Source organism: Shigella sp. SIG3 (genome assembly GCF_053555855.1).
Genome location: NZ_JBQZXE010000033.1, coordinates 1 through 22,438, shown reverse-complemented (window position 1 = coordinate 22,438; position 22,438 = coordinate 1). Strand labels below are relative to the sequence as shown.

The window sequence follows — 22,438 nt, the reverse complement described above, 5'->3', positions numbered from 1 at the left end:
CTTATGCGTCGCGATTCAGCCAGGCCATGTATTCCGTTACACCTTCAGCAACGGTTTTGAACGGTTTGTCGTAACCCGCCGCGCGCAGATTTGTCAGATCTGCCTGAGTGAACGCCTGGTAGCGGCCTTTCAGCTTATCCGGGAACGGAATGTATTCGATCTGGCCTTTCTTGTGATAAGCCAGCGTAGCATCTGCTACTGCCTGGAAGGATTCTGCACGACCGGTGCCGAGGTTGAAGATACCGGAAACGCCATTTTCCAGGAACCACAGGTTTACATCTGCCACGTCGCCCACATAGACGAAGTCACGTTTGAAGTTCTCGCTACCTTCGAACAGCTTCGGTGATTCACCGTTATTAAGCTGGGTGTTGAGATGGAAAGCGACGCTCGCCATGCTGCCTTTATGGCCTTCACGCGGTCCATAAACGTTGAAATAGCGGAAGCCAACAATCTGCGAGTTCGCTTCTGGCAGGATTTGACGAACATATTCATCAAACAGGAATTTTGAGTAACCGTAGACATTCAACGGTTTTTCGTACTCGCGGGATTCAATAAAGTCGGAGGTGCGTCCGCCGTAGGTGGCTGCGGAAGAGGCATACAGGAACGGGATTTCGCGCTCCAGACAGTAGTGCAGCAGCTCTTTGGAGTATTGATAGTTGTTATCCATCATATACTTGCCATCCCACTCGGTGGTGGAAGAGCATGCGCCTTCGTGGAAAATCGCTTCGACATCACCGAACTCTTCGCCAGCCATAATCTGGATCAGGAAGTCTTCCTTATCCATATAGTCCGCGATATCCAGATCCACCAGGTTCACAAACTTGGTGCCGTCTTTCAGGTTGTCCACCACCAGAATATCGGTGATGCCTTTATCATTCAGGGCCTTAACGATGTTGCTGCCGATAAAGCCCGCGCCGCCGGTAACGATGATCATAACTGTAACCTTCGAATTATGGAGTCAGAGACAATCTCAGACACGAATGTCTGTAATCATACCATCACATCCGAATCCCTTCAGCCCTTTACATAGAGGTGCAAGGATGCTAATTGCAACAAACTAGTTTGGGTTTTAGCTAGTCCTTCATGGCGGATGTTGGTTTTGCATGTGAATAGTGCTTTAGTATCAATATTCCGATGTATGATAAATAACGGAATCATTTGAATGGATAATATACAGTATACATTCTGTTAATATTTATGATATAATTCTTTTTTTATATTAATGGTCTTATTAGTAATGAAATCATCCACCACAATTATCACTGCATATTTTGACATTGGTAGAGGGGATTGGACTACTAATAAAGGGTTCCGTGAAAAACTAGCTCGTTCAGTTGATGTTTATTTTAGTTACTTTGAGCGTCTGGCCGCACTTGAAAATGAGATGATTATTTTCACTTCTCCCGATTTGAAACCAAGGATTGAAGCGATTCGCAACGGAAAACCAACAACGGTTATCGTTATCGATATAAAAAAGAAATTTAGATATATCAGAAGTCGTATCGAAAAAATTCAAAAAGATGAGTCGTTTACAAATAGACTTGAGCCTCGACAATTAAAAAACCCAGAGTACTGGTCACCAGAGTATGTTTTGGTATGTAACCTTAAGTCCTATTTTGTAAATAAAGCTATCAACATGGGTTTAGTGAAAACGCCTCTTGTTGCGTGGATAGATTTTGGCTATTGCCGTAAGCCAAATGTAACTCGAGGATTGAAAATTTGGGATTTCCCATTTGATGAAAATAAGATGCATCTTTTCACTATAAAAAAAGGGCTTACTGTTACATCTCAACAACAGGCTTTTGATTTCATGATTGGCAATCATGTATATATTATTGGGGGCGCAATTGTTGGTTCACAGCATAAATGGAAAGAATTCTATAAATTAGTTCTGGAAAGTCAAAAAATAACACTAAACAATAACATTGTGGACGATGACCAGGGCATTTTTGTCATGTGCTATTACAAACGTTCCGATCTCTTCAACCTAAACTATCTGGGGAGAGGAAAATGGTTCGATTTGTTTCGCTGCTTCAGGAGTAACACTTTAGGGGCAAAAATGCAGGCGCTGAGAATTTTCCTTTCAAGAAAATAGGTTTCCCTCCATTAGTGGGTAGCGTTTTGATGCCAACTGAGATAGGAAAAATGATGCTTTGGCATCATTTTTTCTTTTTATATCAATGCAGTAAAATCACTCATCATTATGCTCAGCCAAAACTGTACAGTTTTTCTACTATCTGTAGGTGTTGAGAGACATCAAGATACACGTTATTTATCCTGAATTTTGCAGAAGTGTTAACGCATCATCTCGTCGCGACCTATAAGTTTGGGTAATATGTGCTGGAATTTGCCCTGTCTGGAGAATCGCAATGCGTGGAGAATTTTATCAGCAGTTAACCAACGATCTGGAAACCGCACGGGCGGAAGGGTTGTTTAAAGAAGAGCGCATTATTACGTCTGCGCAGCAAGCAGATATCACCGTGGCTGATGGAAGCCACGTCATTAACTTTTGTGCCAACAACTATCTCGGGCTGGCGAATCATCCGGATCTGATTGCGGCAGCAAAGGCGGGAATGGATTCTCACGGTTTCGGCATGGCTTCGGTGCGTTTTATTTGCGGCACTCAGGACAGCCATAAAGAGCTTGAACAAAAACTGGCGGCATTCCTGGGGATGGAAGATGCGATTCTCTACTCTTCCTGCTTTGATGCTAACGGTGGCCTGTTTGAAACGCTGCTGGGCGCGGAAGACGCCATTATCTCCGACGCACTGAACCACGCGTCTATTATTGATGGTGTGCGTCTGTGTAAAGCTAAACGCTATCGCTATGCCAACAACGATATGCAGGAGCTTGAAGCTCGTCTGAAAGAAGCGCGTGAAGCCGGTGCGCGTCATGTGCTGATTGCCACCGATGGTGTGTTCTCGATGGACGGCGTGATTGCCAATCTGAAGGGCGTTTGCGATCTGGCAGATAAATACGATGCCCTGGTGATGGTAGACGACTCCCACGCGGTCGGTTTTGTCGGTGAAAATGGTCGTGGTTCCCATGAATACTGCGATGTGATGGGGCGTGTCGACATCATCACCGGCACGCTCGGTAAAGCGCTGGGCGGGGCTTCTGGTGGTTATACCGCGGCGCGCAAAGAAGTGGTTGAGTGGCTGCGCCAGCGTTCTCGTCCGTACCTGTTCTCCAACTCGCTGGCACCAGCGATTGTCGCCGCTTCCATCAAAGTGCTGGAGATGGTTGAAGCGGGTAGCGAGTTGCGTGACCGTCTGTGGGCGAACGCGCGTCAGTTCCGTGAGCAAATGTCGGCGGCGGGCTTTACCCTGGCGGGAGCCGATCACGCCATTATTCCGGTCATGCTTGGTGATGCGGTAGTGGCGCAGAAATTTGCCCGAGAGCTGCAAAAAGAGGGCATCTACGTCACCGGTTTCTTCTATCCGGTCGTTCCGAAAGGTCAGGCGCGTATTCGTACCCAGATGTCTGCGGCGCATACCCCTGAGCAAATTACGCGTGCAGTAGAAGCATTCACGCGTATTGGTAAACAACTGGGCGTTATCGCCTGAGGATGTGAGATGAAAGCGTTATCCAAACTGAAAGCGGAAGAGGGCATCTGGATGACCGACGTCCCTGTACCGGAACTCGGGCATAACGATCTGCTGATTAAAATCCGTAAAACAGCCATCTGCGGGACTGACGTTCACATCTATAACTGGGATGAGTGGTCGCAAAAAACCATTCCGGTGCCGATGGTCGTGGGCCATGAATATGTCGGTGAAGTGGTAGGTATTGGTCAGGAAGTGAAAGGCTTCAAAATCGGCGATCGCGTTTCTGGCGAAGGCCATATCACCTGCGGTCACTGTCGCAACTGTCGTGGCGGTCGTACCCATCTGTGCCGCAACACCATTGGTGTCGGTGTTAACCGTCCGGGCTGCTTCGCCGAATATCTGGTGATTCCGGCGTTCAACGCTTTCAAAATCCCCGACAATATCTCCGACGACCTGGCTTCCATTTTTGATCCCTTCGGTAACGCCGTGCATACCGCGCTGTCGTTCGATCTGGTGGGCGAAGATGTGCTGGTTTCTGGTGCAGGTCCGATAGGTATTATGGCTGCGGCGGTGGCGAAACACGTTGGTGCACGCAATGTGGTGATCACCGATGTTAACGAATACCGCCTTGAGCTGGCGCGCAAAATGGGTATCACCCGTGCGGTTAACGTCGCGAAAGAAAACCTTAATGATGTGATGGCTGAACTGGGCATGACCGAAGGCTTTGATGTCGGTCTGGAAATGTCCGGCGCGCCGCCAGCGTTTCGTACCATGCTCGATACCATGAACCACGGCGGTCGTATTGCGATGCTGGGTATTCCACCGTCTGATATGTCTATCGACTGGACCAAAGTGATCTTTAAAGGCTTGTTCATTAAAGGCATTTACGGTCGTGAGATGTTTGAAACTTGGTACAAGATGGCGGCGCTGATTCAGTCTGGCCTCGATCTCTCGCCGATCATTACCCATCGTTTCTCTATCGATGATTTCCAGAAGGGCTTTGACGCTATGCGTTCGGGCCAGTCCGGGAAAGTTATTCTGAGCTGGGATTAACACGAACAAGGGCTGGTATTCCAGCCCTTTTATCTGAGGATAATCTGTTAATTATGTAAAATCCTGTCAGTGTAATAAAGAGTTCGTAATTGCGCTGATCTTTTATATAGCTGTTCTCATTATCTCTCTACCCTGAAGTGACTCTCTCACCTGTAAAAATAATATCTCACAGGCTTAATAGTTTCTTAATACAAAGCCTGTAAAACGTCAGGATAACTTCAGAGGTCGTCGGTAATTTATGATGAACAGCACCAATAAACTTAGTGTTATTATTCCGTTATATAATGCGGGCGATGATTTCCGCACTTGTATGGAATCTTTAATTACGCAAACCTGGACTGCTCTGGAAATCATTATTATTAACGATGGTTCAACGGATAATTCTGTTGAAATAGCAAAGCATTACGCAGAAAACTATCCGCACGTTCGTTTGTTGCATCAGGCGAATGCTGGCGCATCGGTAGCGCGTAATCGTGGGATCGAGGTGGCGACGGGCAAATATGTCGCTTTTGTCGATGCTGACGATGAGGTCTATCCCACCATGTACGAAACGCTGATGACCATGGCGTTAGAGGACGACCTCGACGTGGCGCAGTGCAACGCTGACTGGTCTTTTCGTGAAACGGGAGAAACCTGGCAATCCATCCCCAGCGATCGCCTTCGCTCAACCGGTGTATTAACCGGCCCGGACTGGCTGCGGATGGGGCTTTCTTCGCGCCGTTGGACTCACGTTGTCTGGATGGGGGTTTATCGCCGTGATGTTATTGTTAAAAATAACATTAAATTTATTGCCGGATTACATCATCAGGATATTGTCTGGACAACAGAATTCATGTTTAACGCGCTGCGTGCGCGATATACCGAGCAATCATTATATAAATATTATCTGCATAATACGTCAGTGAGTCGGTTGCATAGACAAGGGAATAAAAACCTTAATTATCAACGTCACTATATTAAGATTACCCGCCTGCTGGAGAAATTAAATCGAAATTATGCCGACAAAATTACGATTTATCCGGAATTTCATCAGCAAATAACTTACGAAGCATTGCGTGTTTGCCATGCGGTGCGCAAAGAGCCGGATATTCTTACCCGCCAACGGATGATTGCCGAGATATTTACTTCCGGTATGTATAAGCGCCTGATTACCAATGTGCGCAGCGTGAAGGTCGGTTACCAGGCGTTACTGTGGTCTTTCCGCTTATGGCAATGGCGCGACAAAACGCGGTCGCACCATCGCATTACGCGTAGCGCCTTTAATTTGCGCTAGCGTTAAACTTCGCCGCTTCGTGCTGTTTGCCCCAGCCTTGCCACTGATGCTGGAAGTAAACGATCAGCGTGCTCTGGCTGATGCTTTCGCTTAATACTTCAAAGAAGCGATTAGCATAAACAGGTTCTATCGGTTTCTTCGGTTTGCACAGCTTCACGCCACGGAACGGATTACGCGGTGCATCAGGCACAGCGTTTTTCGGCGGTGTAGAAGTATCAACCTGCGGTTCATTCAGCAAGCTGCTGGCTTTCACCAGCGTAATGTCTGGCGGCAGGTTATAAACCATCTGTTGTAGCACGCGTACCGTTGAAGGGTGAGGATGCCCAATGGCAATGGTTGAACCGTTGCGACGCGCCAGATCAATTGCGCGATTAAATTGCACACGGATGTCCGCTTCGTTCTGCGAATCGTCGAGGAACACCTTCCGTTTGATCACCTTCACGCCAGTACCTTGCGCGGCGCGCATCGCCTGGGTATTACCGATGGTTACGCTGTCGAGGAAGTAAAGATTGTAACGCTCCAGCGCCTGCATCACTTTCTGCATACCAAACAGGTTAGAGGTCATCTTGCTGCCCATGTGGTTGTTGATCCCCACGGCATAGGGCACGTTATTGACCGCACTACGAATAATGCGCTCAATTTCGTCGCTGCTCATCTCCGGGCGTAGCGTATTTTTCTCCAGCGGCTGTTTACTCAACGGTGCCATCGGGAGATGAATCAACACTTCGTGACCGCTGTTATGCGCTTTGGTCGCCATCTCTCTGGCGTGCGGTGAATCGGGTAATACAGCGACGGAGATAGCGGAAGGCATCGCCAGCACCTGGTTTTCGTTGTGCGGGCGATACCCAAAATCATCAATGACGATGGCAAGTTTGCCAGCAAGTACGGGGGAGGAGAGCGCCAACAGAGCGGCAAATGCAAGAACGTTACGACGAAATGGAAACAAAACTTATCTTCCCAACCACGGCTGTGGATTGACCGCCTGACCCTGGCGGCGAATTTCGAAATAGAGTGAAGGCCGACCCTGACCGCCACTGCTGCCCACCAGTGCAATTGGCTGGCCCGCGCGAACCTGCGAACCAACGCTCACCAGTGCGCTCTGATTATAGCCGTAAAGACTCATGTCGCCTTTACCGTGCTCAACCACCACCACCAGACCGTAACCTTGCAGCCAGTCAGCCAGAATCACTCGACCGTCGGCAATTGCTTTAACTTCAGTACCTTCAGAGGCACCGATAACCATCCCTTTCCAGCGTAATTCACCCTGTAGCTGCTCGCCATAGCGATGCAGCGTCGGCCCGCGAACCGGCCAGAATGCCTGACCACGCGGCGCACCCAGGCCACCAGTTCGGGACATCAGCGATTTTTCGCTTTCGGTCGGTTTGTAGGTGGTGCCTTTGCGCGTCGCTTCTTTCTGGCGCTCGCGAACCGCCTGGGCCTCACGCGCTTCTCGTTCAGCACGCGCTTTCGCCGCGGCTTCCGCACGGGCAATGCTGTTACGCAGACGGGATTCGTTGGCACGTAGTTCACTTAGCTGCTGCTGACCTTGCTGGATGGAAGATTCCAGCCCCGCCAGCGTCTTTTTACGCTCGTTCAGAACCTGAGTCAGTTTCGCCTGTTGGGCGCGCTGTTCATATAACAGCGTTTGTTGCTCGCTTTGTTTCTCTTCCAGTTCAGCACGCTGCATGGTGACTTCTTCACGCGTTTGCTTCAACTGGGCAATGGTTTCTTGTCGCGCCTGGTTGAGATAGCCGAAATAAGCCTGTAAACGCTGTCCACGCTGGCTTTCTTCACCGCTGAGAATTAGCTGAATACCGGTATGCTCGCCCTGACGGAATGCGGCATCCAGTTGTGCGGCGAGGCTGCGCTCCTGGGCGGCTTTTTGCTGCTCCAGTTTGGCAATCGACGCGTTCATCTCATCAATCTGTTTATTGAGTTGATTGAGCGTGTTTTGCGTTTCGCGCAGCTTACGGGTGGCTTCAGAGATCGCTTCTTCCTGCTTTTTCAATTGTGCGAGCAGGCTTGCGCGTTGTTGTTGCTTTTGGCGTACCGCGTGCTCTTTTGCGGCGATATCGGCCTGAATAGATTTGAGTTGGTCACGCTCATCCGCGTGGGCGGAAAAGGCGCACAACAATACGCCAGCGCTAAGAACGCTGGCGTAGATGATGGGCCTGATTGCAAACCTGCGCGGTTTCACGGCCCGTGTCATGGTATTAATCGCCTTTCCCCTCATGGGGAGGGATTATTCCACGATGAACAGCGGCTTACCAGTCATCTCTTGCGGGATTTCCATACCCATCAGCGACAACATGGTCGGCGCGATGTCAGAAAGTTTGCCGCCTGCAACCGCTTTCACGTTCTTATCACCAACGTAAATCAGCGGAACTGGCAGGTTGGTGTGTGCCGTGTGTGCCTGACCCGTTGCTGGATCGCGCATCTGTTCAGCGTTACCGTGGTCAGCGGTGATCAGCAGTTGTCCACCCACGGACTCAACCGCTTTCGCGACTTCTTCCACGCAGTGATCCAGTGCTTCAACCGCTTTAACCGCCGCTTCCATCACCCCGGTGTGACCTACCATGTCGCCGTTCGGATAGTTACAGATAATGGTGTCGTATTTGCCGCTCTTGATGGCCGCAACCAGTTTTTCGGTCAGCTCTGCGGAGCTCATTTCCGGTTGCAGATCGTAGGTAGCCACTTTCGGTGAGTTGATCAGAATGCGATCTTCGCCTTTGAACGACTCTTCTACGCCACCGTTGAAGAAGAAAGTAACGTGGGCATATTTTTCGGTTTCGGAAATACGCAACTGAGTTTTGTCGTTTTTCGCCATCCACTCGCCGAAGGTGTTAACCAGGGAAGCGGGTGGGTAAGCAACCGCAGTTTTGATGTCAGCGGCGTATTCGGTCAGCATCACGAAATCGACGTTAACCACTTTCTTACGCGCGAAGCCATCGAAATCAGCGTTCACGAATGCACGAGTGATTTCACGCGCGCGGTCAGCACGGAAGTTCATGAAAATCAGCGCATCGCCGTCTTCCATTGCCGCATCTGGCTGACCTTCTGCACGAATAACGGTCGCTTTCACGAACTCGTCGTTTTCGTCGCGAGCATAAGCTGCCTGCAAACCAGCAACGGCAGTATCGGCCTGGAACTCACCCTGCGCCAGAGTCAGCAGGTCATAGGCTTTTTCAACGCGATCCCAACGGTTATCGCGGTCCATCGCGTAGTAACGACCAATGATGGACGCTACGCGGCCTTTACCCAGCGCAGCAAATTTCTCTTCAAATTTTTTCAGCGAGGATTCAGCACTGCGCGGCGGGGTGTCGCGACCGTCAAGGAATGCGTGCAGGTAGATTTTTTCTGCGCCGCGTTCAGCTGCCAGTTCTACCATCGCCATGATGTGATCTTCGTGGCTGTGTACGCCGCCTGCGGAGAGCAGACCCATAATGTGTACTGCTTTACCTGCGTTTTTCGCTTTATGTACCGCGCCAGCCAGCACTGGATTAGCAAAGAAAGCGCGATCTTTGATTTCAACGTCCAGACGAGTCAGGTCCTGATACACGATGCGGCCGGCACCCAGGTTAACGTGGCCTACTTCGGAGTTACCCATCTGACGGTCAGGCAGACCGACTTCCAGACCGGAAGCGTCGATCAGGGTATGCGGACGATTGGCCCACAGTGCATCCATTACCGGGGTTTTAGCACTAAAAATGGCGTTATCCTGCTGTTCTTCACGATAGCCATAGCCATCCAGAATCACCAGTACCATAGGTTTTTTAGAAACCGACATTGCGACAACCTCATACTCAAGAGTCAAAATTTGCGTAATTTTACTACAGCTGAATCGATAAAATAGCCTCTGAAGATCAAAATATACGACCGCTCGCGGCAAGCCGATGCCAGATTTGCGCTTTTTTTTCGTCGTGCCCCGCAAAATTGCATTCCAGTTAACGCGCTGGCTGTATTTGCCGCACCGCGCAGGTATACTCCTTTCCTGGTTTTTTTAATCACTACGTTGGGAGTTGTTACCCCCCATGCAAGAAATTATGCAATTTGTTGGCCGTCATCCCATACTGAGTATCGCCTGGATCGCGTTACTGGTGGCGGTTCTTGTGACTACGTTTAAGAGCCTGACCTCGAAAGTGAAGGTGATTACTCGTGGTGAAGCTACGCGTCTGATCAACAAAGAAGACGCTGTGGTTGTGGATTTACGTCAGCGTGATGACTTCCGTAAAGGCCATATCGCAGGTTCTATCAATCTGTTGCCGAGCGAAATCAAAGCCAACAATGTTGGTGAGCTTGAGAAGCACAAAGACAAATCGGTTATCGTGGTAGACGGTTCTGGCATGCAGTGCCAGGAGCCTGCAAACGCGCTGACGAAAGCTGGTTTTGCGCAAGTATTCGTGCTGAAAGAGGGCGTTGCTGGCTGGGCTGGCGAAAACTTGCCTCTGGTGCGCGGCAAATAATTTACCTGTCGTCTTTCATGATGCAGGCCGTTAGCTGCAATTAGGCCCCCAGCGACTTATTGTTATAAGCTTCTGGGGACACTCCATTTTGCAGCCGCCCTGCAACATGAAATTTCAGGGTAAAAAAACAGGAGCTAAATTATGGCCAATGTTGAAATCTATACCAAAGAAACCTGCCCGTATTGCCATCGTGCAAAAGCACTGCTGAGCAGCAAGGGCGTGAGTTTCCAGGAGTTGCCGATCGATGGCAATGCCGCCAAGCGTGAAGAGATGATCAAACGCAGCGGTCGCACCACGGTTCCCCAGATTTTTATTGACGCACAGCACATTGGCGGCTGTGATGACTTGTATGCATTGGATGCACGTGGTGGACTGGATCCCCTGCTGAAATAACGTGTGAACGTTGGCATTACATTGCGCAGTATTTAAGGACAACACTTAAGGGTTTTCTACACATGTCAGAACAAAACAACACTGAAATGACTTTCCAGATCCAACGTATTTATACCAAGGATATCTCTTTCGAAGCGCCGAACGCGCCGCACGTTTTCCAGAAAGATTGGCAACCAGAAGTTAAACTTGATCTGGATACGGCATCTTCCCAACTGGCAGATGACGTATACGAAGTGGTACTGCGTGTTACCGTAACGGCCTCCTTGGGCGAAGAAACCGCGTTCCTGTGTGAAGTTCAGCAGGGCGGTATTTTCTCCATCGCGGGTATCGAAGGCACCCAGATGGCACATTGCCTGGGCGCATACTGCCCGAACATTCTGTTCCCGTATGCTCGTGAGTGCATCACCAGCATGGTATCCCGCGGTACATTCCCGCAACTGAACCTTGCGCCGGTTAACTTCGATGCGCTGTTCATGAACTATTTGCAGCAGCAGGCTGGCGAAGGTACTGAAGAACATCAGGATGCCTGATGAACCAACGTAATGCTTCAATGACTGTGATCGGTGCCGGCTCGTACGGCACCGCTCTTGCCATTACCCTGGCAAGAAATGGCCACGAGGTTGTCCTCTGGGGCCATGACCCTGAACATATCGCAACGCTTGAACGCGACCGCTGTAACGCCGCGTTTCTCCCCGATGTGCCTTTTCCCGATACGCTCCATCTTGAAAGCGATCTCGCCACTGCGCTGGCAGCCAGTCGTAATATTCTCGTCGTCGTACCCAGCCATGTCTTTGGTGAAGTGCTGCGCCAGATTAAACCGCTGATGCGTCCTGATGCGCGTCTGGTGTGGGCGACCAAAGGGCTGGAAGCGGAAACCGGACGTCTGTTACAGGACGTGGCGCGTGAGGCCTTAGGCGATCAAATTCCGCTGGCGGTTATCTCTGGCCCAACGTTTGCGAAAGAACTGGCGGCAGGTTTACCGACAGCTATTTCGCTGGCCTCGACCGATCAGACCTTTGCCGATGATCTCCAGCAGCTGCTGCACTGCGGCAAAAGTTTCCGCGTTTACAGCAACCCGGATTTCATTGGCGTGCAGCTTGGCGGCGCGGTGAAAAACGTCATTGCCATTGGCGCGGGGATGTCTGACGGTATCGGTTTTGGTGCGAATGCGCGTACGGCGCTGATCACCCGTGGGCTGGCTGAAATGTCGCGTCTTGGTGCGGCGCTGGGTGCCGATCCTGCCACCTTTATGGGCATGGCGGGGCTGGGCGATCTGGTGCTTACCTGTACCGACAACCAGTCGCGTAACCGCCGTTTTGGCATGATGCTCGGTCAGGGCATGGATGTACAAAGCGCGCAGGAGAAGATTGGTCAGGTGGTGGAAGGCTACCGCAATACGAAAGAAGTCCGCGAACTGGCGCATCGCTTCGGCGTTGAAATGCCAATAACCGAGGAAATTTATCAAGTATTATATTGCGGAAAAAACGCGCGCGAGGCAGCATTGACATTATTAGGTCGTGCACGCAAGGACGAGCGCAGCAGCCACTAACCCCAGGGAACCTTTGTTACCGCTATGACCCGGCCCGCGCAGAACGGGCCGGTCATTATCTCATCGTGTGGAGTAAGCAATGTCGTGTGAAGAACTGGAAATTGTCTGGAACAATATTAAAGCCGAAGCCAGAACGCTGGCGGACTGTGAGCCAATGCTGGCCAGTTTTTACCACGCGACGCTACTCAAGCACGAAAACCTTGGCAGTGCACTGAGCTACATGCTGGCGAACAAGCTGTCATCGCCAATTATGCCTGCTATTGCTATCCGTGAAGTGGTTGAAGAAGCCTACGCCGCTGACCCGGAAATGATCGCCTCTGCGGCCTGTGATATTCAGGCGGTGCGTACCCGCGACCCGGCAGTCGATAAATACTCAACCCCGTTGTTATACCTGAAGGGTTTTCATGCCTTGCAGGCCTATCGCATCGGTCACTGGTTGTGGAATCAGGGGCGTCGCGCATTGGCAATCTTTCTGCAAAACCAGGTTTCTGTGACGTTCCAGGTCGATATTCACCCGGCAGCAAAAATTGGCCGTGGCATTATGCTCGACCACGCCACGGGCATCGTTGTGGGTGAAACGGCGGTAATTGAAAACGACGTATCGATTCTGCAATCTGTGACGCTTGGCGGTACGGGTAAATCTGGTGGTGACCGTCACCCGAAAATTCGTGAAGGTGTGATGATTGGCGCGGGCGCGAAAATCCTCGGCAATATTGAAGTTGGTCGCGGCGCGAAGATTGGCGCAGGTTCCGTGGTGCTGCAACCGGTGCCGCCGCATACAACCGCCGCTGGCGTTCCGGCTCGTATTGTCGGTAAACCAGACAGCGATAAGCCATCAATGGATATGGACCAGCATTTCAACGGTATTAACCATACATTTGAGTATGGGGATGGGATCTAATGTCCTGTGATCGTGCCGGATGCGATGTAATCATCTATCCGGCATACAGTAACTAATCTCTCAACAACGCTCCCGGATATCCCAGCTGCCGCCAGGCTTCATACACCACTACCGACACCGCATTGGACAGATTCATGCTGCGGCTGTCCGGCACCATCGGAATGCGAATTTTTTGTTCAGCGGGCAGGGCATCAAGAATGCTCGCTGGCAGGCCGCGTGTTTCCGGGCCGAACATCAGATAATCGCCATCCTGATAGCTTACGGCGCTGTGAGCAGGCGTACCTTTCGTGGTGAGGGCAAACAGGCGCTGGGGATTTTCTGCTTCGAGGAACGCGCGATAGTCATGATGACGCGTAACGGCGGTAAACTCGTGATAGTCCAGCCCCGCGCGGCGCAGGCGCTTGTCGTCCCAGGCAAATCCCATCGGTTCGATGATATGTAGACGAAAGCCGGTATTAGCGCAAAGACGGATGATGTTGCCAGTATTTGGCGGAATTTCTGGTTCGTAAAGTACGATGTTTAGCATACTGCCCCCTTAGTGCGGGGGCAGGATAGCAGAAAATTGGTGAACCGTGCGGCCTTTTCCCCTCACCCCGGCCCTCCCCGGAGGGGCGAGGGAGAAAAAAAGAGTGCGGTGTCGTTTCAGAGTGAGGGAGTACATACAGCGCCGAACGGTCCCCTCTCCCTGAGGGAGAGGGTTAGGGTGAGGGGGCGCAAACGACTATGCCGCATTCCCTTTCGCCATCGGAGCCAGTGCCGTAGGCAACTCTTTACCCAGCCCCTGCACCAGCGAATCTTGCGTAATTTCACTGATCGATTTCGCGCCAGTCAGCGTCATCGCCACTTTCATCTCTTTTTCGATCAGATTTAGCAGGTTAGCTACACCCGCCTGGCCCGCTGTTGCCAGCGCATACAGGAAAGCACGACCCAGCAGTACGGTGTCGGCACCGAGCGCAATCATACGCACGACATCAAGCCCGTTACGAATTCCGCTATCCGCCAGAATGGCGATATCACCTTTCACCGCATCTGCAATAGCGGGCAACGCACGAGCGGAAGAGAGTACACCGTCCAGCTGGCGGCCACCGTGGTTAGAAACCACAATTCCATCAGCACCAAAACGTACTGCATCGCGCGCATCTTCCGGATCGAGGATCCCTTTGATCACCATCGGGCCATCCCAGAAATCGCGGATCCACTCAAGGTCTTTCCATGAGATGGACGGATCGAAGTTATTCCCCAGCCAGCCGATGTAATCTTCCAGTCCGGTCGGTTTGCCGAGATAAGCTGAGATATTACCTAAATCATGTGGACGACCGTTCAGGCCCACATCCCACGCCCATTGCGGATGCGTCACCGCCTGCAAGTAGCGGCGCATTGCCGCATTTGGGCCGCTCATACCTGAATGCGCATCACGGTAGCGTGCGCCCGGTGTCGGCATATCCACGGTGAAAACCAGCGTCGAACAACCCGCTGCTTTTGCTCGCTCCAGCGCGTTACGCATAAAGCCGCGATCGCGCAGTACATAAAGCTGGAACCACATTGGGCGCTTGATGGCTGGCGCGACTTCTTCAATCGGGCAAACGGAAACCGTCGAGAGAGTAAACGGAATGCCATGCGCGTCCGCCGCTTTGGCTGCCTGAACTTCGCCACGACGCGCATACATGCCACACAAACCCACCGGTGCCAGTGCTACCGGCATCGACAATTTCTCATTAAACAGCGTCGTTTCCAGGCTTAAGTCGGACATGTTTTTCAGAATACGCTGGCGCAGTGCCACTTCTGACAAATCTTCCACGTTGCGGCGCAGCGTGTATTCAGAATATGCACCACCATCCATATAGTGGAACAGGAACGGCGGCAGAATGCGTTGCGCTGCGGCGCGATAATCGCTGGCTGCGGAAATAATCATGCGTTTTTCTCCCTCGAATGCTCATTATGCTCACCGGGCAGGCGGGTAATCCGTGCGTGGCGAGCCTGATCTTCATCGAATCGTTTCATGGTGGTGTGAACAAAACTAAGGTGCGCCATCATTGCTTTACGCGCCCCGTCGGCATCACCAGCAAAAATGGCGTCAATGACAGCCTGATGTTGTTCGGTCAGTTGTGAAAAAACCGGTGGCACCAGATACATCCGCTGACGGCTATGCTTCACTGAGGATTGCAGGACATCGAAGAAACCGCGCATGGTTTGCAGCAGCACGATGTTATGTGAGGCTTCGGCAATCGCCAGATGAAAACGAACGTCCGCTTGTGAGGCGATATCCGGGTCTTCACTTAGCGTTGCTTCAAAGCAAAGCTGAATCTTTTCTTTGTCGCCAGGTGTGGCGCGCATTGCCGCATGCCATGCGGTGCTGGCTTCAATGGCGTAGCGGGCTTCCAGAATATCGAAACTGTAATCCGGATCATCGGCCATCAGCGTTTTTAGCGGCTGGACGATGTTTTGCTCCGACCATGTGTCATGACGCCAGCGAATAAACGTCCCGCCGCCGCGTCGACTGAGCAGCACGCCTTCGCTCACCAGTTTTGCCAGCGCCTCGCGTAGTGAATTACGTGATACGCCGAGTTGCATCGCCAGTTGGCGCTCAGCGGGCAACTTCATGCCCGCTTCCAGGTTTTTTTCATCAATCAGCGCCCGCACACGATCGGCAACCTCGTCTGACAGGCGTCTGGGTAAAACAATCATTAAGGAATCATCCACGTTAAGACATAAGCCTGAAGCGTGGTGATCACGCCCACCATACAGGTGAAGATCAGGCTGTGTTTGACAGTAAAGCGGAACAAATCAGACTCTTTGCCCACCAGGCCTACCGCCGCACAGGCGATAGCGATAGATTGCGGGGAGATCATCTTACCGGTGACGCCACCGGTGGTATTGGCGGCAACCAGCAACAGATCAGAGACGCCAATTTGTTGTGCTGCGGTGGCTTGCAGCGCGGCGAACAGGGCGTTAGATGAGGTATCCGACCCGGTCAGGAATACCCCCAGCCAGCCGAGGAACGGCGAGAAGAAGGTGAATGCATGACCGGTGTGCGCCAGTGCCAGTGCCAGTGTTGATGACAGTCCGGAATAGTTCGAGATAAAGGCGAACGCCAGCACCATGCCGATGGAGTAGATGGGTAGAGCTAGTTCTTTCAGCGTGCTGCCGAAGGTGCTGATAGCGTCAGACGGTTTCATCTTCAGCCAGACAATCGAGAGCAGTGCAGCAAACAGAATGGCGGTGCCGGTGGCAGAGAACCAGTCAAACTTAAACACGGCGGCATAGGCTGTAGCCTCGCTGACCACTGGTGGCATACGGGCAACCAGTTTATTGAGGTACGGCACCGGAATGTTGATCACCCACTCATACAGCGCACCACCCGATGCGAACAGGGCTTTAAACGGCGGGATGCTCCACAGTGTTACGGTAGCGGTCAGGAACAGGAACGGTGTCCAGGCACGTAACACCTGACCCGCGGTGTAACCGGTGTGGGCCAGCGTTATATCAACCTGTGACGCCCCCAAGTCACCGAAGCGGAATACGCGAACTGGTTGCCAGCGTTTGAGGAACAGCGTCAGGCAGAGCAGTGATACCAGCGAAGAGATAATGTCCGGCAGCTCCGGCCCAATGAAGTTAGAGCTAAGGTACTGAGCGATGGCAAACGAGCCGCCTGCAACCACGACCGCAGGCCACGTCTCTTTGATACCGCGCCAGCCGTCCATAATCGCCATGATCCAGAACAGCACGATAATGGTCATAAACGGTAGCTGACGCCCCACCATCTGGCCAATCTCAAAGCTGTCGATGCCTGTTACTTGTCCGGCAACCAGGATTGGAATGCCCATCGCGCCAAATGCCACTGGCGCGGTGTTAACAATCAGGCACAGTCCGGCGGCGTACAGCGGTTTAAAACCCAGGCCGACCAGCAATGCGGCGGTAATTGCTACCGGTGCGCCAAAGCCTGCGGCTCCTTCAAGGAAAGCGCCGAAACAGAAACCGACGATCAGCATTTGCAGACGCTGGTCAGGGGTTATCGAAAGAATAGACGAGCGAATGATGTCAAACTGCCCGGTTTTCACCGAGATCTTATAGACGAACACTGCTGCAATAATGATCCACGCGATGGGCCACAAACCATAGAAGAAGCCATAAACCACCGAGGCCAGCGCGTTAGCGACCGGCATTTTATAGAACAGCAAAGCCACGGCAAGGGCGATTGCTACCGTCCATGAGGCGGCGACGTATCCTTTCAGTTTGAGCTTAATCAGCGCAAAGAAGAAAAACAGGATGGGAAGCGATGCTATCAGACTGGAAAGCCAGATATTCCCGGCGGGATCGTAGTTTTGTTGCCAGAGATTCATTGCAGGTCTCCTAGAGTCCACGCACATCGTGTAATGAGTCTGTTGCTCATCTCCTTGTCACACGTTGTGTAAAAGTGGCACTGCCAATTGTGTTGTGTAGGGATAATGACAATGAATGGTTAACTAAATGTTATGTATTATCAATATTGATGTGAGTTTTAATTGGGGAATTGTGAACCAGAGGTCAGATAAGCGAAGAATTGGTAGGGCCAATTCTTGTGGGGGGAGATGTCTGGTAAAGAAAAGGGCAATCCTCATCAGAGAATTGCCCTTAGATTGTTGACCCGGAGCGCCTTATCTTGCCTGATGCGCGTAACGCATCAGGCAATTTGGCGTTTGCCCTTAGTCACACTAACTTAATGGATCATTACCACTGAATACCGGCACCGAGTGCGGCGGAGTATTCACCCTGGCTATTGGTACTACCTTGTAATTTGTAGACCCAACGACCATTGGCGCTCACCATCGATACACCTAAAGCAACTGCCGATTCACCGTTGTAAGTACCGCCACCAATAGAAGCCATGCTGGCACCCGGTGTATAAGCCTGCGGCAGACCGGTCATTGCCATTGCAGAAGCGATACCACCGCTCAACTTGCTTTCAGTTTTAGACAGTTTGTTATCCATCTCAACCATCCGCTGATCGGTGTATTGCTTCGTTTCTTGCGCGCTTTGCTTCAACTGCGCGTAGTTCACCGCGTCGTTGTTGTTGACGCCAGCGGAGACGTTGCTGATACGAGTCGTACTGCCGTTGCCACCACCGAGGGTGATATTGCTATAGTCGATAGAACCATCAGCTTTGGTGTCGTAGCGCACTCCGCCTGCTTCAGAAGATTTCAGCTGCGACACGTTAACCGCATCGGTGGCATTAACACTGGCAGCTACGTTGGTGATACGGCGTTGGTTAGTAGAAGAACCTACAGAGATTGTATTTTCTTCCTCTGCAACGGAACCGGTACCCAGTGCGACGCTGTTGTCAGCGGCAGCAATGGAACCAGAACCAATAGCAACGCTATCTTTACCCTGGGCGTTGGCATCTACGCCATCGGTGTTGGTCTTGAAGTACTTGGTGCTACCGGTGGTGACAATGTCGCCAATACCGTTTTCGATATTAGTAACGCGAGTATCCAGATTAGTGACCTGATTGTTCAGGTTAGTAATGCTCTGGGTATTTTGCGCTACGCGCTCATCAGTGACTTTCAACTGACCCACGTTAACCGCATCGGTATCCGCTGAACCAGCTGCGACGTTTGTGATCTGACGTTGACCGTCTTCACTACCGACAGAAAACTCACCTACAGAGTTCTGCGGTGCGTCCATGTTGTAGGCGGTGTAGCCAGTCTGTGCACCACGGGTGGTCTGAGAACCGTTACCCATTGCGATACTGTTTGCATGGTTTGCGCGTGCGTTACTGCCGATAGCAATGCCGTTGATCGCATCAGCCAGAACCAGAGTGTTCAAACCGATACCAATACCTGCATTACCATTAACGACAGTTTTCGCACCCATTGCCAGCGAGTCTTCACCAACGGCCAGTGAGTCTTCTGCCGTTGAGTTGGCGTGAAAGTACTTGGTTGGCGTAGTGGCGACCGCTCCAATAGCGTTCTGCAACTGGCGAACCGTAACGGCGTCATGGGCTTCTGAACCATCAGCTACGTTGATGATTTGGCGGTATTTACCGTCATCACCAATTGACAATGCACCTAGCAGTTCGCCGTCAGTGGTGTCATAACCAATCACCAAGCCATTTTCCGTTACGCTAGTGTCACGAGAACCTTTGGCAATCACACGGCTGGAAACGGAGCTGCTACCCAGCGCAATACCGGTATCAACGGTGCTGCTGCTGTTCTGACCAATGGCTACGCTGCTGGCACCAGACGCGACAGCGTTATAACCTACAGCTGTAGCGCCGACACCAGAGGCGCTTGCATCGTTAAAGGCTAAATCGTTGTCGTTAGTACGAACGTAGTTGATACCAGCGCCATTTTCTTCGATATAGGTTGCGTCGGTGTTACCAGCGAGCTGATTGATAATTTGGGTGTTCTGCTCAATCATCATATTCGTCGCATTCAACTGAGAACCGTTCACTGCATCGGTACTGTCCTCACTAATACTGCCATTAGCGACATTAGTGATGATGCTGGCTTTACCGTCATGGCTGGCATTGTAGGCTCCAGCACCGCCATTGGCAGTCTTATCCCACAGCAGGGCGTTATCATCAAGCGCATCCAGGGCGTCACCGACGTTGTTGTACTCGGCGTTCGCAATGGTGTAAGTCGGTGCGGTGATGGTGCCGTCAGCGTTGACTTCTGCGTCACCACCCAGCGCATCAGCGATGTACTTATTGGTGGTATAGAGTTGTGAGCCGTTAATCGCGTCGCTGCTGGCAGCAGAGATTGCACCGTTAGCGACGTTAGTGATTACACTGGCAGTTTTATCTTTTCCGTGAGCGGCGCTAAATGCACCATTTTCACCGGCGTCCGCATCCCAGAGCAGAGCGTCGTCAGGAGTGGTATCGATAGCATTCAGGGCATCACCGACATTATCGTAATCAGCATTAGCAATGGTGTACGTCGGCGCAGTGATGGTGCCGTCTGCATTGACTTCGGCACCACCCCCCAGCGCATCAACAACATAACTGCTCACGCCGTGGAGTTGTGAGCCGTTTACTGCGTCAGAACTGGAGTCTGAAATTTCACCATCTGCGACATCAGTGATCACGCTTGCGTCACCATTAGTACCGTGTTTGGCACTGAATTTACCTGCGGTGGCATCCCAAAGCAGAGCATCGCCGACGTTATAATAATTTGTTTCACCGATTTTGTAGGTTGGACCGGTAAACACGCCGTCAGTATTCACAGAAGCATTGCCGCCGAAGTAGGTGGCGATATTGCTGCTTAAGTCATAAAGCTGGCTACCGTTAATGGCATCGGAACTGGTTGCAGTGACTGTGCCGTCCAGGATATTGGTGATTTTGCTGGCGGTATTGTTGCCATGAGCTGCAGTGAAGACACCATTGTCCTTATCCCATTTCAGCGCATCCTCACCAAGATTAGTCACCGTCTCAGTCAGATTAGAGATGTTGGTGGTGTTAGTGGCGATATTGGTGGTATTCGTCGCCACGGCATCGTTGGTGGTTTTCAGCTGAGAGCCGTTAACGGCATCGGTGCTGCCAGTCGTCAGGTCGCCATCTTTAACGTTGGTTATTTTGCTGGTGGTCTCGGTGCCATGAGCTGCCGTGAATACACCATTGTCCTTATCCCATTTCAGCGCATCCTCACCAAGATTAGTCACCGTCTCAGTCAGGTTAGAGATGTTGGTGGTGTTAGTGGCAATATTGGAAGTGTTATTGGCGATATTGGTGGTATTCGTCGCCACAGCATCGTTGGTGGTTTTCAGCTGAGAGCCGTTAACAGCATCAGTGCTGTCAGCCGTCAGGTCGGCATCTTTAACGTTGGTGATTTTGCTGGTGGTATCCTGGCCGTGAGCTGCACTGAATGCCTTTTTAGTTTCGTTCCAGAGCAGGGCATCAGCCTGAAGGTCACCAACGGAATCCGTCAGGTTGGTGATATTGGTGGTGTTGGCTTCGACATCGTCATTGGTAGCTTTCAGTTGGGAACCGTTAACCGCATCCTTACTGGAGGCTGAAATCGTGCCATCCGCAACATCGGTGATTACGCTGGCAGTTGGGCTACTAGTACCATGAGCAGCGCTGTATTTGCCTTTGGTTTGGTCCCATTGCAGGGTGTTTTCATCAAGTACAGCGAGCGCAGCCCCTACGTTATTTTTGCTACCATTTTTTAAATTGTAGGTTGGTGCTGTAACAGTACCGTCATCAACATCTACTGCAGCCCCTCCTCCAAGCCTTTTTGCTACCGAGTCGCTAATGGCATAAAGCTGTGAACCATTAATGGCATCGTAACTGTCAGACTTGATCGCGCCATTTTTCACATTAACGATCTTGCGTTTTAATGAACTATTGCCGACAGAGACGGTATTGTCTAAATCCGCAATGGAATCTGCGCCCAGCGCGACAGAGTTAATACCGTTGGCACTGCTATTACTACCAAGCGCAAGACTCTTATCACCAGTTGCATTACTGGCTGTGCCTAAGGCAATGGTGTTTAAGCCTCTCGACTGGCTACCATTACCCAGAGCGATGGCATCCACGCCATCAGCTTTGTTGCCCTGGCCTATGGCGATTGCATTATCTGCCAGAGCCTGGCTGCCATTTCCTAATGCGATAGTATTGACTTTATCGGCAAGGCTTCCGAACCCCATTGCCATGCTATTAGTCCCTTTTGCCTTCGCATTATTGCCAATAGCAGTTGCATTTTCAGCGGCTTCGGTCTCAGCACCTATCGCAATAGCGTTCGCTGCGCTGGCAAGTGATTGTCTGCCAAATGCGAGGCTGTCAGTACCGCTAGCTACACTGCTACGCCCCAGGGCCATTGAGTATTGGCCCAATGAATACGAAGAGGCACCCAGTGCTATACTTCTATCGCCTTCTGATATTGCACTAACCCCAAAGGCCATTGATGCACCACCAATCGCATGGGTTTTTGACCCGATGGCAGAGCTATATTGGCCTTCAGCTATAGCGTCATAACCCACAGCAGTACTGGAACCACTGGTGTTCATAAAAGTATTTGCTTTCGCCCCTTTGCCTATAGCAACCCAGACGTCGCCAGCTGATCCACTACCGTAATCAACACCCTGACCGTTGTCATTCCCGGCATTCGCCAATGCCCCAAACGACGACAACATTCCACCCGCAACCAGCGCAGAAATTAACAGCTTACTGCGCCCAGATTTCTTGCCACGGCTTTTTGCCGTTTCGCTGGTAACAGTATAATTCCCTGTCGCAGGGTTCCAGATAACTTTAAATATTTTGTTCATTAATGATGCTCGCTATTC

18 protein-coding genes are annotated in these 22,438 nt (G+C 51.4%); 9 read left to right on the top strand and 9 right to left on the bottom strand.

The features are described from left to right. Position 1 precedes the first annotated feature (1 nt). Positions 2 to 934: an ADP-glyceromanno-heptose 6-epimerase gene (gene rfaD / locus ACUU1I_RS08650; protein ID WP_000587750.1), complete on the bottom strand. Its 933-nt coding sequence runs from the start codon at positions 932 to 934 to the stop codon at positions 2 to 4. A 303-nt stretch (positions 935 to 1,237) separates the two neighbouring features. On the opposite strand from rfaD, the gene yibB reads away from it, so the two are divergent. The 4 genes from yibB (at position 1,238) to waaH (ending at position 5,874) form a co-directional block, all read left to right on the top strand. After that, positions 1,238 to 2,095 carry a protein YibB gene (yibB, locus tag ACUU1I_RS08645; protein WP_000842832.1) on the top strand — a complete coding sequence of 286 codons (858 nt, stop codon included), beginning with the start codon at positions 1,238 to 1,240 and terminating at the stop codon, positions 2,093 to 2,095. Positions 2,096 to 2,369: 274 nt separating this feature from the next. Continuing rightward, complete coding sequence (kbl, locus tag ACUU1I_RS08640; RefSeq protein ID WP_001213834.1) at positions 2,370 to 3,566, top strand: glycine C-acetyltransferase; 1,197 nt, start codon at positions 2,370 to 2,372, stop codon at positions 3,564 to 3,566. 9 nt (positions 3,567 to 3,575) lie between these two features. Then, complete coding sequence (gene tdh / locus ACUU1I_RS08635) at positions 3,576 to 4,601, top strand: L-threonine 3-dehydrogenase (protein WP_000646014.1); 1,026 nt, start codon at positions 3,576 to 3,578, stop codon at positions 4,599 to 4,601. 238 nt (positions 4,602 to 4,839) lie between these two features. Further along, complete coding sequence (gene waaH / locus ACUU1I_RS08630; protein ID WP_000982104.1) at positions 4,840 to 5,874, top strand: UDP-glucuronate:LPS(HepIII) glycosyltransferase; 1,035 nt, start codon at positions 4,840 to 4,842, stop codon at positions 5,872 to 5,874. Here waaH and ACUU1I_RS08625 read toward each other — a convergent pair. The 3 genes from ACUU1I_RS08625 to gpmM are packed head-to-tail and all read right to left on the bottom strand — an operon-like array spanning position 5,861 to position 9,661. Next, positions 5,861 to 6,820, bottom strand: coding sequence for a divergent polysaccharide deacetylase family protein (locus ACUU1I_RS08625; protein WP_000483855.1), 960 nt, complete (start codon positions 6,818 to 6,820; stop codon positions 5,861 to 5,863). The two genes, waaH and ACUU1I_RS08625, sit on opposite strands and share 14 nt — an antisense overlap. A gap of 3 nt (positions 6,821 to 6,823) precedes the next feature. Then, positions 6,824 to 8,083 (bottom strand): murein hydrolase activator EnvC, encoded by a 1,260-nt coding sequence (gene envC, locus ACUU1I_RS08620; protein WP_000196247.1) that lies wholly within the window; start codon positions 8,081 to 8,083, stop codon positions 6,824 to 6,826. A gap of 33 nt (positions 8,084 to 8,116) precedes the next feature. Next, on the bottom strand, positions 8,117 to 9,661 hold the full coding sequence (gene gpmM, locus ACUU1I_RS08615; RefSeq protein ID WP_005065328.1) for a 2,3-bisphosphoglycerate-independent phosphoglycerate mutase: 1,545 nt from the start codon (positions 9,659 to 9,661) through the stop codon (positions 8,117 to 8,119). Between the two features lie 244 nt (positions 9,662 to 9,905). Here gpmM and ACUU1I_RS08610 point away from each other — a divergent pair, with 244 nt between their 5' ends. The 5 genes from ACUU1I_RS08610 to cysE all read left to right on the top strand — a co-directional run bounded on the left by ACUU1I_RS08610 (position 9,906) and on the right by cysE (position 13,180). Then, complete coding sequence (locus ACUU1I_RS08610) at positions 9,906 to 10,337, top strand: rhodanese-like domain-containing protein (RefSeq protein WP_005052206.1); 432 nt, start codon at positions 9,906 to 9,908, stop codon at positions 10,335 to 10,337. Positions 10,338 to 10,478: 141 nt separating this feature from the next. After that, on the top strand, positions 10,479 to 10,730 hold the full coding sequence (gene grxC / locus ACUU1I_RS08605) for a glutaredoxin 3 (protein ID WP_000024392.1): 252 nt from the start codon (positions 10,479 to 10,481) through the stop codon (positions 10,728 to 10,730). A gap of 62 nt (positions 10,731 to 10,792) precedes the next feature. Beyond that, positions 10,793 to 11,260 (top strand): protein-export chaperone SecB, encoded by a 468-nt coding sequence (gene secB, locus ACUU1I_RS08600; protein WP_000003377.1) that lies wholly within the window; start codon positions 10,793 to 10,795, stop codon positions 11,258 to 11,260. Beyond that, entirely contained in the window at positions 11,260 to 12,279 is a 1,020-nt protein-coding gene (gpsA, locus tag ACUU1I_RS08595) for an NAD(P)H-dependent glycerol-3-phosphate dehydrogenase (RefSeq protein WP_001076194.1), read from the top strand. The genes secB and gpsA overlap by 1 nt, the downstream gene beginning before the upstream one ends. Positions 12,280 to 12,358: 79 nt before the next feature. Further along, positions 12,359 to 13,180 carry a serine O-acetyltransferase gene (cysE, locus tag ACUU1I_RS08590; RefSeq protein ID WP_001277561.1) on the top strand — a complete coding sequence of 274 codons (822 nt, stop codon included), beginning with the start codon at positions 12,359 to 12,361 and terminating at the stop codon, positions 13,178 to 13,180. A gap of 52 nt (positions 13,181 to 13,232) precedes the next feature. Here the strand turns inward: cysE and trmL are convergent, their stop codons facing one another. The 5 genes from trmL to ACUU1I_RS08565 form a co-directional block, all read right to left on the bottom strand. Further along, positions 13,233 to 13,706 (bottom strand): tRNA (uridine(34)/cytosine(34)/5-carboxymethylaminomethyluridine(34)-2'-O)-methyltransferase TrmL, encoded by a 474-nt coding sequence (trmL, locus tag ACUU1I_RS08585; RefSeq protein WP_000932346.1) that lies wholly within the window; start codon positions 13,704 to 13,706, stop codon positions 13,233 to 13,235. Between the two features lie 195 nt (positions 13,707 to 13,901). Next, positions 13,902 to 15,092 carry a quinone-dependent L-lactate dehydrogenase gene (gene lldD / locus ACUU1I_RS08580; RefSeq protein ID WP_000586964.1) on the bottom strand — a complete coding sequence of 397 codons (1,191 nt, stop codon included), beginning with the start codon at positions 15,090 to 15,092 and terminating at the stop codon, positions 13,902 to 13,904. Beyond that, complete coding sequence (gene lldR / locus ACUU1I_RS08575; RefSeq protein ID WP_000636500.1) at positions 15,089 to 15,865, bottom strand: transcriptional regulator LldR; 777 nt, start codon at positions 15,863 to 15,865, stop codon at positions 15,089 to 15,091. The genes lldD and lldR overlap by 4 nt, the downstream gene beginning before the upstream one ends. Continuing rightward, positions 15,865 to 17,520 carry an L-lactate permease gene (lldP, locus tag ACUU1I_RS08570; protein ID WP_005071890.1) on the bottom strand — a complete coding sequence of 552 codons (1,656 nt, stop codon included), beginning with the start codon at positions 17,518 to 17,520 and terminating at the stop codon, positions 15,865 to 15,867. Before lldP ends, lldR begins: the two co-directional genes overlap by 1 nt. A 367-nt stretch (positions 17,521 to 17,887) precedes the next feature. After that, positions 17,888 to 22,420, bottom strand: a complete 4,533-nt coding sequence (locus ACUU1I_RS08565) for a YadA-like family protein (RefSeq protein ID WP_001033260.1) — start codon at positions 22,418 to 22,420, stop codon at positions 17,888 to 17,890. Positions 22,421 to 22,438 lie beyond the last annotated feature (18 nt).

What these genes read in the sequence shown, in the direction of transcription:
- ACUU1I_RS08565 (WP_001033260.1), bottom strand. Translation starts at nt 22,420, where the DNA reads ATGAACAAAATATTTAAAGTTATCTGGAACCCTGCGACAGGGAATTAT.
- gpsA (WP_001076194.1), top strand. Translation starts at nt 11,260, where the DNA reads ATGAACCAACGTAATGCTTCAATGACTGTGATCGGTGCCGGCTCGTAC.
- gpmM (WP_005065328.1), bottom strand. Translation starts at nt 9,661, where the DNA reads ATGTCGGTTTCTAAAAAACCTATGGTACTGGTGATTCTGGATGGCTAT.
- secB (WP_000003377.1), top strand. Translation starts at nt 10,793, where the DNA reads ATGTCAGAACAAAACAACACTGAAATGACTTTCCAGATCCAACGTATT.
- cysE (WP_001277561.1), top strand. Translation starts at nt 12,359, where the DNA reads ATGTCGTGTGAAGAACTGGAAATTGTCTGGAACAATATTAAAGCCGAA.
- lldD (WP_000586964.1), bottom strand. Translation starts at nt 15,092, where the DNA reads ATGATTATTTCCGCAGCCAGCGATTATCGCGCCGCAGCGCAACGCATT.
- waaH (WP_000982104.1), top strand. Translation starts at nt 4,840, where the DNA reads ATGATGAACAGCACCAATAAACTTAGTGTTATTATTCCGTTATATAAT.
- kbl (WP_001213834.1), top strand. Translation starts at nt 2,370, where the DNA reads ATGCGTGGAGAATTTTATCAGCAGTTAACCAACGATCTGGAAACCGCA.
- envC (WP_000196247.1), bottom strand. Translation starts at nt 8,083, where the DNA reads ATGACACGGGCCGTGAAACCGCGCAGGTTTGCAATCAGGCCCATCATC.
- rfaD (WP_000587750.1), bottom strand. Translation starts at nt 934, where the DNA reads ATGATCATCGTTACCGGCGGCGCGGGCTTTATCGGCAGCAACATCGTT.
- lldP (WP_005071890.1), bottom strand. Translation starts at nt 17,520, where the DNA reads ATGAATCTCTGGCAACAAAACTACGATCCCGCCGGGAATATCTGGCTT.
- yibB (WP_000842832.1), top strand. Translation starts at nt 1,238, where the DNA reads ATGAAATCATCCACCACAATTATCACTGCATATTTTGACATTGGTAGA.
- lldR (WP_000636500.1), bottom strand. Translation starts at nt 15,865, where the DNA reads ATGATTGTTTTACCCAGACGCCTGTCAGACGAGGTTGCCGATCGTGTG.
- grxC (WP_000024392.1), top strand. Translation starts at nt 10,479, where the DNA reads ATGGCCAATGTTGAAATCTATACCAAAGAAACCTGCCCGTATTGCCAT.
- ACUU1I_RS08610 (WP_005052206.1), top strand. Translation starts at nt 9,906, where the DNA reads ATGCAAGAAATTATGCAATTTGTTGGCCGTCATCCCATACTGAGTATC.
- trmL (WP_000932346.1), bottom strand. Translation starts at nt 13,706, where the DNA reads ATGCTAAACATCGTACTTTACGAACCAGAAATTCCGCCAAATACTGGC.
- tdh (WP_000646014.1), top strand. Translation starts at nt 3,576, where the DNA reads ATGAAAGCGTTATCCAAACTGAAAGCGGAAGAGGGCATCTGGATGACC.